The 9,354-nt window shown below is 70.3% G+C and carries 7 protein-coding genes and 2 pseudogenes; 3 read left to right on the top strand and 6 right to left on the bottom strand.

Features of this window, described 5'->3' with window-relative positions:
* On the bottom strand, positions 1 to 263 hold a 263-nt coding region (locus FREUN1FDRAFT_RS36285), incomplete at its 3' end, for a transposase (protein ID WP_006545397.1).
* 350 nt (positions 264 to 613) lie between these two features.
* Between FREUN1FDRAFT_RS36285 and FREUN1FDRAFT_RS48380 the strand changes: the two are divergent.
* A pseudogene (locus FREUN1FDRAFT_RS48380) lies at positions 614 to 1,345 on the top strand (ISL3 family transposase); the annotation flags it as partial.
* 808 nt (positions 1,346 to 2,153) lie between these two features.
* Here the strand turns inward: FREUN1FDRAFT_RS48380 and FREUN1FDRAFT_RS48375 are convergent.
* The 5 genes and pseudogenes from FREUN1FDRAFT_RS48375 to FREUN1FDRAFT_RS44655 all read right to left on the bottom strand — a co-directional run.
* Complete coding sequence (locus FREUN1FDRAFT_RS48375; protein ID WP_035957274.1) at positions 2,154 to 2,648, bottom strand: hypothetical protein; 495 nt, start codon at positions 2,646 to 2,648, stop codon at positions 2,154 to 2,156.
* A gap of 40 nt (positions 2,649 to 2,688) precedes the next feature.
* Positions 2,689 to 4,173 (bottom strand): tyrosine-type recombinase/integrase, encoded by a 1,485-nt coding sequence (locus tag FREUN1FDRAFT_RS36270; protein ID WP_006545394.1) that lies wholly within the window; start codon positions 4,171 to 4,173, stop codon positions 2,689 to 2,691.
* The gene (locus FREUN1FDRAFT_RS45605; protein ID WP_006545393.1) at positions 4,174 to 5,013 is read right to left on the bottom strand and encodes a hypothetical protein; all 840 of its coding nucleotides are present in this window, start codon (positions 5,011 to 5,013) and stop codon (positions 4,174 to 4,176) included.
* Positions 5,010 to 6,074 carry a site-specific integrase gene (locus tag FREUN1FDRAFT_RS47810; RefSeq protein ID WP_006545392.1) on the bottom strand — a complete coding sequence of 355 codons (1,065 nt, stop codon included), beginning with the start codon at positions 6,072 to 6,074 and terminating at the stop codon, positions 5,010 to 5,012. Before FREUN1FDRAFT_RS47810 ends, FREUN1FDRAFT_RS45605 begins: the two co-directional genes overlap by 4 nt.
* Positions 6,075 to 6,286: 212 nt before the next feature.
* A pseudogene (locus tag FREUN1FDRAFT_RS44655) lies at positions 6,287 to 6,587 on the bottom strand (integrase core domain-containing protein); the annotation flags it as partial.
* 265 nt (positions 6,588 to 6,852) lie between these two features.
* On the opposite strand from FREUN1FDRAFT_RS44655, the gene istA reads away from it, so the two are divergent.
* Together istA and istB are read left to right on the top strand one after the other, a co-directional pair.
* Positions 6,853 to 8,337, top strand: a complete 1,485-nt coding sequence (gene istA / locus FREUN1FDRAFT_RS36255; protein ID WP_006545390.1) for an IS21 family transposase — start codon at positions 6,853 to 6,855, stop codon at positions 8,335 to 8,337.
* Entirely contained in the window at positions 8,334 to 9,107 is a 774-nt protein-coding gene (gene istB / locus FREUN1FDRAFT_RS36250) for an IS21-like element helper ATPase IstB (RefSeq protein ID WP_006545389.1), read from the top strand. The genes istA and istB overlap by 4 nt, the downstream gene beginning before the upstream one ends.
* Positions 9,108 to 9,354: the final 247 nt, after the last annotated feature.

Raw genomic sequence — 9,354 nt, 5'->3', positions numbered from 1 at the left:
CCCGGCAGGTAGGCGACACGGCAGCCGGTGTCGCGGGCGACGGCCAGCGGCAGGGCGCCGATGGAGGCAGGTTGGTCGACGACGACCAGCACGGTGCCGTGCTTGGCTTGCAGCCGGGTGAATACCTCCCGCAGTTTCGGTTCGTTGTTGGGTAGCCGCTTGTCGAACGCCTTCTTCCCGGCTGGGGTGAGAGCGGTGGCATGGTGTTCGCCCTTGCCCACGTCCAGGCCCAGGTAGACGTCGATGCCACCGGTATCGATCACGTGCTGTCTCCCGCGAGCGCTGTCTACTTTCCCGGCCTCACCTGCGGCATCAGCGTGCCGGCATCCACGTTACGAAGAGCCTGTCTCGCTCACGATGAGTTCGACGGTCATGCCCCTGATCAGCGGTCTGCCGATGCCTCCGGAACTTGGTGACACCACTTTTTCGATCATGACCGACGAGGGGCTCAAGTCATGCCAGGTCCGGAGGCCGGGAGCCCCGTTGCGGGGCCATCCAGAAGGTAACGGGGATCTGGCGCAGATCTTGTGATCGAACCGGTGCCAGCTATTGATCAACTATTGGTGGTGGGCCGCGAGGATCGGGCTGGTGTGATCTCCCTGATCTCGGGGTCGTGCTGCCGCATCTGGCGAACGTCGTGGTCGACGGGGTCGAGCGGTCAGCGGACGGGATACGGCTGCGGGTGCACGCGCGAGCGGGGCAGGTGGCGTGCCCGGGGTGCGCGACGATGTCCGGGCGGGTGCACGGCCGGTATCGGCGCCGGCTCGTTGACACCGCGCTCGGCGGGACGCGGCTGGTGGTGGACCTGCTCGTGCGCCGGTTCCGCTGTGCCGAGACCAGCTGTGCGGCCGTGACCTTCGCCGAGCAGGTCGAGGGCCTGACCCGCCCACATGCCCGATTCACCCCGCCCGCCGCGGCGGCGGTGCGCGACATCGGCCTGGCGCTCGCCGGCCGGGCGGGAGCACGGCTGGCCGCCGCGCTGGGCCTGACCGTCGGCCGGGACACCCTGGTCCGCCGGGTCCGGGCGCTGCCCGACCCGCAGCCCGGCGTGGTGCGGACCCTGGGGGTCGACGACTTCGCCGTGCGTCGTGGTCATGTCTACGGAACGGTCCTGATCGACCTGGACACCCACCGGCCGATCGACATGCTCCCCGACCGGGAAGCCGACAGCCTGGTGGCCTGGCTGGCCGACCATCCCGGCGTCGAGGTGATCTGCCGGGACCGCTCCGGTGCCTATGCCGACGGAGCACGCCGCGGCGCCCCCGACGCCCGGCAAGTCGCGGACAGGTGGCATCTGTGGGCGAACCTTGGCGACGCCGTCGAACGCGTCGTCGCCGCCCACCGTCGCTGCCTGCCCACCCCGCCAGCGCCAGCGCCCGCGGCGGCGGAGCCGACGGCCCAGCCCGACCCGACAGACGCCCCGGCGGAGCAGCCGTGGCGGACCGGCAACCGGTTCGCCGAACGAACCCGACGCACGCACACCGCCGTGCACGCCCTGCTGACAGCAGGCCACACCCAACGGGCGATTTCCCGCCAGCTGAGCATGGGACGCCACACCGTCCGCAAGTACGCCCAGGCCGCACGACCCGAAGACCTCTTCCGCGGCCAGTGGCAGGACCGGCCCAGCGGCCTCGACCCGTTCCGCGCCCACCTCGACGCACAATGGGCGGCCGGGCAGACCAACGCCTGGAAACTCTGGGAAGAGATCACAGAGCAGGGATACCGCGGCGGCTACGCGATGGTCTCCGCCTACGTGCGCCCGCTGCGCACCGGCGCGCAGCCCCCACCACCCCGGCCCCGGTCGACCCGCACGATCAGCCGCTGGGTCCTGACCCGCCCCGACCGGCTCCGCGACGACGAACAGACCCAGCTCCGCGACGCACGCGCCTGCTGTCCGGAACTCGACGCGCTCACCCGCCACGTCGGCGCATTCGCGCACCTACTCACCCGCCCCACCGACACCACGATCACCGACTGGATCACCGCGGTCCGCGCCGACGATCTCCCCGCCCTGCACACCTACGCGACCGGCCTCGAACGCGACCTCGACGCCGTCACTGCCGGCCTGACTCTGCCGCACAGCTCCGGGCCCGTCGAAGGTCACGTCAACCGCATCATTATGTGGAATCTGACTTGTCAAGGTTCGTGGGGCTTCATGGCCAGGCGAGTGACGGATCCACCAGCGCGACCACTCGGTCGAGGGCCGGGTCGAACCCAAGGACAGGATGGGCCTGGCTCCCGCCCTCCGCCGTCATCATCACCGGTTTGCCGAGCTCGCGCCCGATCTCTGCCAGGAGGCTGCAGAGCGCGTCAACACCGAGTTGCCCTTGGAGTTCCCGCAGATCGACGTCAAAGTCGATCTCATCGGCGGACATGATTCGGAAGATCGCGAGGACTCCGGGCTGCGGCCAGACCCTCAGCTCCGCGATCTCGCAGTCAGCCGGGCGGGCGAGCACGGCAGCGGCCGACGGTAGTGGCAGGTCCATGGAGCCCTCGGAATACCGCCACTGCCAGTTGCGTGCCTGGACCAGGTGGAACAGAGCCTGCCAGTCCGCGACGGAGGCGTCGGGGACGAAGACGTCGGGAAGGGCTCCCATGAGGTTGGGATCGAAGATGTCCTTGACCTCCTCCCAGACAAGACCCGGCATGCCGCTATGTTGCTTGGTCAGGGCCGTGAGCGCCGGTCGATTACGTTGCCGGCCTGCGGTTCACCGCGACGATCGGCAGCAGAGCCGCCCCAGCGGGCCTGTCGACCTGCCGGGGTGCCGGCCCGGCCGGCGTGGGGACGTCGGCGAGTTGCTGAAGGAGTCGGTCGAGAGCGGCCTGGCCGTCCTCGACGGCGGCCTGCTCGGCTTCGGTGAGCGGGATGGCCGCGTGCATCTTCTGCAAGTTGGTCCTCGCTTCCAGGAGCTGGGCCTTGGTGGAGTTCTTGGGGGTGTAGAAGTCGCATTTGGCGCAGGCCATGCGGTGCGGGCACTGCTCGAAGAAGGTGTAGGTGCAGTAGCCGTGGCCGAGGTCGTAGTGCTGCCAGGGCTCGCCGGCCGCGGCGGCCCCGGAGGCGACGGCGTCGCGGTCGACGAGGACCTCGACCGTCCGCATGTTGCGGGAAAAGTATCCCGCGTCGTCGTAGGCCCGAGTCAGCGTGGCCGGGCTGATCTTCGCGTAGAACTGCGTCGACTGCGGCGACCGGTGGCCGAGCCACGCCTGCAGCTCGAACAGCGTCATCGGCTCCTTGGCGTTGTAGAGCTGACTGGCGATCGTGGACCTGGCCCGGTGGCTCGTGATGTTCCCCCGGACATCGGCGGTGGGAACGCCCGCCTTGCGGCAGAGCGCCGGGATGACCGTTTTGTTGATGTAGACGGTGGACACCTTCCGGGCCCGGAAGGCGAACAGCAGGTCGACGAGCTCGCCGGTGCGACGGTCGGTGAACCTCGGCTGGGCGGGGCGGTTGGCCTGCCAGGCATCGAGGGCCTGGCCCAGGATCGGGTCGACCGGCTTGGTGAACGCGGTGCCGGTCTTGTGGGCCGGCACGTCCAGCAGGCAGACCGCGTCACGGGCCAGGACCTGATCCGAGTCACCCGTGATCTCGGCGCCGTCGTGCTGCCAGCGGATACAGCCCACCCTCAGGCGGGCGATCTCATCACTGCGCTGCCCGGAGAACAGCCAGGCCAGCGTGACCGCACGGACCAGTTCGAGAGGGTAGAAGTTCCCGGCCTGGGACTGCGGCAGGTCGTCTTCCGCGAGGTTCAGCCCGGCCCACATCAGCTTCGCCCAGATCTCGTCGGCGATGACCCGGGGATCGGGGCCAAGTAGGGCGGCGATGCTGCGTGGGGTGGCCAGTGCGCGCTGCGGGTCGAAGCGTCTGCGGATCCATTCCCATTCCTGGCAGTCCCGGAAGAAGGTCCGCACCGCGCTGAGCTGGGTCGCCTTCGTCGCTGCCTCCAGCGGCTTGCCGACGCGGCCCTTCAGCCCGGCGGTCCGCTGGGCGTAGTCACCGACCTGCATCCGGTCCAGCGCGGCGATCCAGGCCGCGCAGGTCTGCCGTGTCCAGGAGCCGGGGTTGGCGGCCTCGGGCTGCTCAGCCTCCAGCCACCTCCCGACCTTGAGCAGGGTAGCGCGGACGGCGCCGCGGACCCGGGGCGTGAGTGTGGACGTGCCGTGCCAGCGCTCCACTCACTCCGCCCAGGCGGGTGAACCGCCCTCGGCCTTCGGCGAGTGACGGCTCGCCAGCCGTCGTGGCGGGTCGCAGAATCCCAGCTCGGCGACGGCCCGCTGCATGGCGTGCAGCGTGTTGCCCCTCGCGGCGGGCAGGAGCTGCTCGCGGCGGGCGCGCTCGAACAGCCCGGTACTCAGATCTTCCAGGTGCGGGCTGCGGTTGAGGAGGAGCATCTGGCAGGCGACCATCGGCAGCATCTGGTCGCCGTCGCGGCCGAGCCGGTAACCCCATCCGGCCAGCACCGAGCGGATCCGCCTGATCTCGCCGTCCACGCGTTCACGCCCGAACACGCGCCAGGCCAGGGTCAGACGGCTGAAGCTGCCAAGCCGGTAGAAGGCGGTGAAGCCGCCGAGCAGGAAGGCGTGCGCGGCCAGGTAAGGGCGCACGGCGTCGTCCGCCCAGCCCGGGGCGGCCTTGCGGAACCCTTGCTGGTCCTGGCCCAGAAGCCCGGCCCACTCTTCGTCGTTCCATGCCCAGTAGGACCGGCCGGTCTCGGCGCACCGCAGCAGCACCACCGCGGTCGCGTCCAGCATCGCCCGGCGCCGGTGAGAGGTCAGCGGACCCTCCAGCGCGGCGGCGGCATCGTCGAGCGGCCGCAGCAGGCGCCTGACCGGCTCCCATCCCCGGGCATCGGGGTCGTGCCGGGCCAGACGGCGCAGGTCACCGACCCTAAGCTCGATGATCGAATCCTGCTCCGTCGGCCGGAGCAGGCGCGTCGTGTCGTAGCGAGCCGTGTCAATCGGCCACTGCCAAGACCCGGAGGGTGCCAGGCGGTCGGCCGCGTGGGGGACGGTCACCGGGACGCCTCCGTGCCCTCGCCGCTGGTCAGGGCTTGGACGCGCTGGGCGTGGATATGCCGCATGCCCTGGCTGAGCTTCCCGGCGAGTTCTCGGCCGGACAGGTGGATATACCGCAGCGTGGAGTCAGTGTGGCGGTGCCCCGCGAAAGCGGCGATCGCGTGGACCTCCCAGCCCATCCTGGCCAGGTCCGTCAGGCACAGGTGCCGGGTCGTGTGCGTGGAGAACCGCTCGACCCCTGAGGCCAGGGCGATCCGGCGGACCACCTTTGACCAGGTCCACAAGCTCAACGGCTGGGCGTGGTTGCGCCGCGACTCCGACAGGAACAATGGCCCCCTCGCCCGGCTCACCGAAACCCGGTGCGCGAGGTATTGCGACAGCAGGACCCCGGTCGAGGCCGAGTACGGCACGACGCGCTCCAGCCGGTTCTTCGTCGTCTCCGCCCGGACCCGCAGCGTGCGGTGCGCCGGGTCGATGTCATCGGTACGCAGCGAGCACAACTCCTCGCGCCGCAGCGCGGCATCGTAGGCCAGCGCCAGCATCAGGCGGTTACGCGCCGGCTCCCGGCCTGCTTCCTTCAGCAGCCCCTGCCACTCCTGCTCGCTGGGAATCCACGGCAGCCTGGTCAGTCGCGGCACCAAGCCGCGCTGCGCTCCGCCAGCCCGTCCGCCGGGGGTGTAACGGCCCCGGCCCACCGGATTGGACTCCCGCAGCCCCTCTTCCATCAGAAAGTCGTAGAACAGCCGGACCGGCACCAGACGCTGCTGGATCGTGGCGTTCGCCAGCCCGGCCCCCGAGTCGATAGACACCACGTTCGCGCCCCGCAGGCTCGGCCGCGACGTCAGCTCCCGCACGAAGACGGCGACGTGGGCACGGTTCGCGGTGACCGGGTCGACGTCCTCCCGCTCGCACATCAGCAGGTACTCGGCCAGCCCACGCGCGTAAGCGTCGATCGTCCTCGGAGCCCGACCGAGATCCGTCCAGATCTGCAGCCACACCGCCGCCTGCTCGTGCCGGCCGAGCACCGGCCACTTCTCCGCAAGCACCGTCGTGCCGCTCAAGCCATCTCCCAAGTCCGTGGTCGCATCGGGAAGACATGATCACCCCGGCCAGATTCCACGTAACTTTTAAAATGATCAAGCGGCAGATGTACGGCCGCGCGAACTTCGACCTCCTCCGCAAACGCGTCCTCCTCACCCCATGATCGACAATGGCGCCCGAAGGATCACAAGATCTGCGCCAGATCCAGATCCCGTTCTCACTTACGAAGCCAGGCGTAGGCGGCGTCGAGGACCTGGGCGCGACGGGCCTGGATCGCGTGAGCGGTGCCGTCATGGACGCTGGTAGGGGTGTGCAGAGCTATACCCGAATGCCTGTGCTCGTTGTTGTAGTAGCGGAAGGACAGGTCGCAGAAAACGCGGGCGTCCTGGAGGGATCCGAAACGCCCAGGGAAAGCGGGACAGTACTTGAGTGTCTTGAAGTTCGCTTCACTAATGGCTCTGGTCGATGTTCAGGTAGGCCAGAAGGGCGGCGACCGGCTGGGACGTCATCGAGGTCCCACGGTCGGCGTGAACGGCGTTCGGTCGCACCCCGCCGTTCGCGGCGACGGCGTGTTCGATTGTCGGCGGCCACGAGATCCTGCCCAGCGACGGCCGTATGGGTGCCCGCTGGTGGCCAGGAGAACTGCCCGCCAGCGGCCCGATGATCTGCCCGTTGTGACTGTCTGTTCCGGCCTGTCGTGATCGGTCGGGGTCCCCTTCCCGGTGTGCTGAGCGGTGCCAACCGAGCTCAGCACACGGTCCCGGGAAGGGGACGAGATGGAAGTCTGCCGAGGAGATCATGGAAATTCTTGAGGCGTACGACCTGACGGGGTCGTTGCGTGACGCGGGTGAGCTCGCGGGCTGCTCGCATCACACGGTGGGCCGGTATGTCGCGGCTCGTGCCGCGGGTGCGCTGGTGCCGGGTGCGCGGCCGGTCCGGGCGAGCGTGGTGGACCCGTATCGGGGGAAGATCGAGGAGCTGGTCGAGCGGTCACGGGGGAAGATCCGCGCTGATGTGGTCCACGACAAGCTGGTGGCCATGGGCTATCCGGGGGCGGCGCGCACGACACGTCGTGCGGTGGCCCGGGCGAAGGCGGCCTATGGGGCGGGGCGGCGGCGGGTGTTCCGGCCGTGGGTGCCCGAGCCGGGGATGTGGGCCCAGTACGACTTCGGTCAGGGGCCGCGGGTCGGCGGGTCGGGCACGGTGCTGTTCTGCCTGTGGCTGGCGTGGTCCCGGTTCCGGGTGGTGCTGCCGTTGCTGGATCGGGCGGCGCCGACGGTGTTCGCCGCGGTGGATGTGGCGCTGCGTCGGGCGGGTGGGGTGCCGACCTACCTGCTGACCGACAACGAGAAGACCGTGACGGTCGAGCATGTCGCCGGGGTGGCGGTGCGCAACCCGGCCGCGGTCGCGTTCGGCCGCCATTACGGGTTGACGGTGGCGACGTGCCTACCGGCGGATCCGCAGACCAAGGGCGGGTCGGAGGCGACGGTGCGGATCGCGAAGGCGGATCTGGTCCCGACGGAGGCGAACCTGCGCGCCGGCTACGGCTCGTTCGCCGAGCTGGAAGCCGCCTGCGAGCTGTTCTGCGCGCAGGTCAACGACCGGCCGCACCGGGCGACCCGCCGTCCACCCGCCCAGATGCTGGCCGAGGAACGGGCTCGGTTGCATCCGCTGCCCCTGCGGCCGTTCACCGTGCTGCTCGGGGCGGCGCGCCGGGTCGGGTCGACCACGGCGCTGGTCAGCTTCGAGGGCGGCCAGTACTCGGTGCCGCACCCGCTGGCCGGCCAGGTCGTCCGCGTTCGCCGCCACGGCGAGCAGGTCGTCATCACCCACCTCGGCGCCGGTGGGCCGGTCGAGGTGGCACGTCACCGGGCCACCACGGCGGGCAGCCCGGCACTGGACGAGACACACTTCCCACCCGTCCCGGCCGGGCCGGCTGCCCGCACGCCCCGTCCTCGTTCGGCCGGTGAGGCGGAGTTCTGCGCGCTGGGTGATGGAGCGAGGCTCTGGCTCGTCGAGGCGGCGGCCGCGGGGACGTCCCGGATGCGGGTGAAGATGGCCGAGGCCGTCACCCTCGCGGGTCTGCACGGGAGCGGCACCGTTGACCGGGCACTCGGCGCCGCGGCGACCGCCGGCCGGTTCTCCGAGGGCGACCTGGCCGCGATCCTCACCCACCAGGCCACCGCCGCGCCGGGCGGGACGAGCCGGGCCGGTGAGGGCCACACCCTGGCCCAGGGCACCGCCGGCTGGAACGCTCTCGGCACCGGGCAGGCCCGGCGGTGAACAGCCCGACCGCGCCGCCGCTGCCCGAGGACCTCGACAGTCTGCTGCGCCGGCTACGCCTACCGCACGTCCGCCGGCACGCCCCCGAGGTGCTGGCCACCGCGAAAGCCCAGCGCTGGGAACCCGCCGAGGTCCTGCGCGCCCTGTTCACCGCCGAAGCCGACGGCCGTGACCGCGCAGGGCTGGCTACCCGCAGGGCCCGCGCCGGGTTCCCCACCGGCAAGACGTTCGACGCCTGGGACCCGGCCGTGTCCTCCATCCCCGCCCCGACCCAGCAGGCCCTGCAAACCCTGGAATGGGTCCACCGCCGGGAGAACCTCGTCGTCGCCGGCCCCGCCGGCACCGGCAAGACGTTCCTGCTCGAAGCCCTCGGCCAGACCGCGGTCGAGGCCGGCCTGCACGTCGCCTGGTTCACCCTCGAAGCCCTCGGCGTCCTCGTCCGCGCCCACCGCGCCGACGACACCGTCACCAAAGCCGTCGAGAAGATCCTGCGCGCCGACCTGATCGTCGTCGACGACATCGGTCTGCTCCCCGTCGGCCCCGACGCCGCCGAAGGCCTCTACCGGCTCGTCGACGCCGCCTACGAGAAACGGTCGATCGCGGTCTCCTCGAACCTGCACCCCGCCGGCTTCGACGAGATCATGCCTAAAACACTGGCGACCGCCACCGTCGACCGGCTCCTGCACCACGCCCACCTCTGCCAGACCAGCGGCGACAGTGTCCGCCTCGCTCAAGCCCTCGCCGGCAAGGGGGTGAAAGCCCTGACCTGACACGAAAGCCGCGCCGGAACGGTGGCCACCACCGGGCAGATCTGGTGGCCACTACCGGGCCGGAACCGTGACCGCCACCGGGCCGTTCTCAATGGCCCTTGACATTCGATGAAGGCCTTCGCGAGTTCCCCGTTCTCGGTGGGATGTACCTCGAAGTGAATGGCTTTGCGGGAGAAGATGTCGAGGATGACGTACAGGTCGAAGTGCACGCCGCGGACGGGTCCGGCGAGTTTTGTGATATCCCAGC

Source organism: Parafrankia sp. EUN1f (assembly GCF_000177675.1).
Taxonomy (GTDB): domain Bacteria; phylum Actinomycetota; class Actinomycetes; order Frankiales; family Frankiaceae; genus Parafrankia.
This window is presented reverse-complemented; position numbering and strand designations above follow the sequence as displayed.

Bases quoted from the DNA above. Each gene is read 5' to 3' on its own strand.
- FREUN1FDRAFT_RS48375 (WP_035957274.1), bottom strand. From the start codon at position 2,648: ATGCCGGGTCTTGTCTGGGAGGAGGTCAAGGACATCTTCGATCCCAAC.
- istA (WP_006545390.1), top strand. From the start codon at position 6,853: ATGGAAATTCTTGAGGCGTACGACCTGACGGGGTCGTTGCGTGACGCG.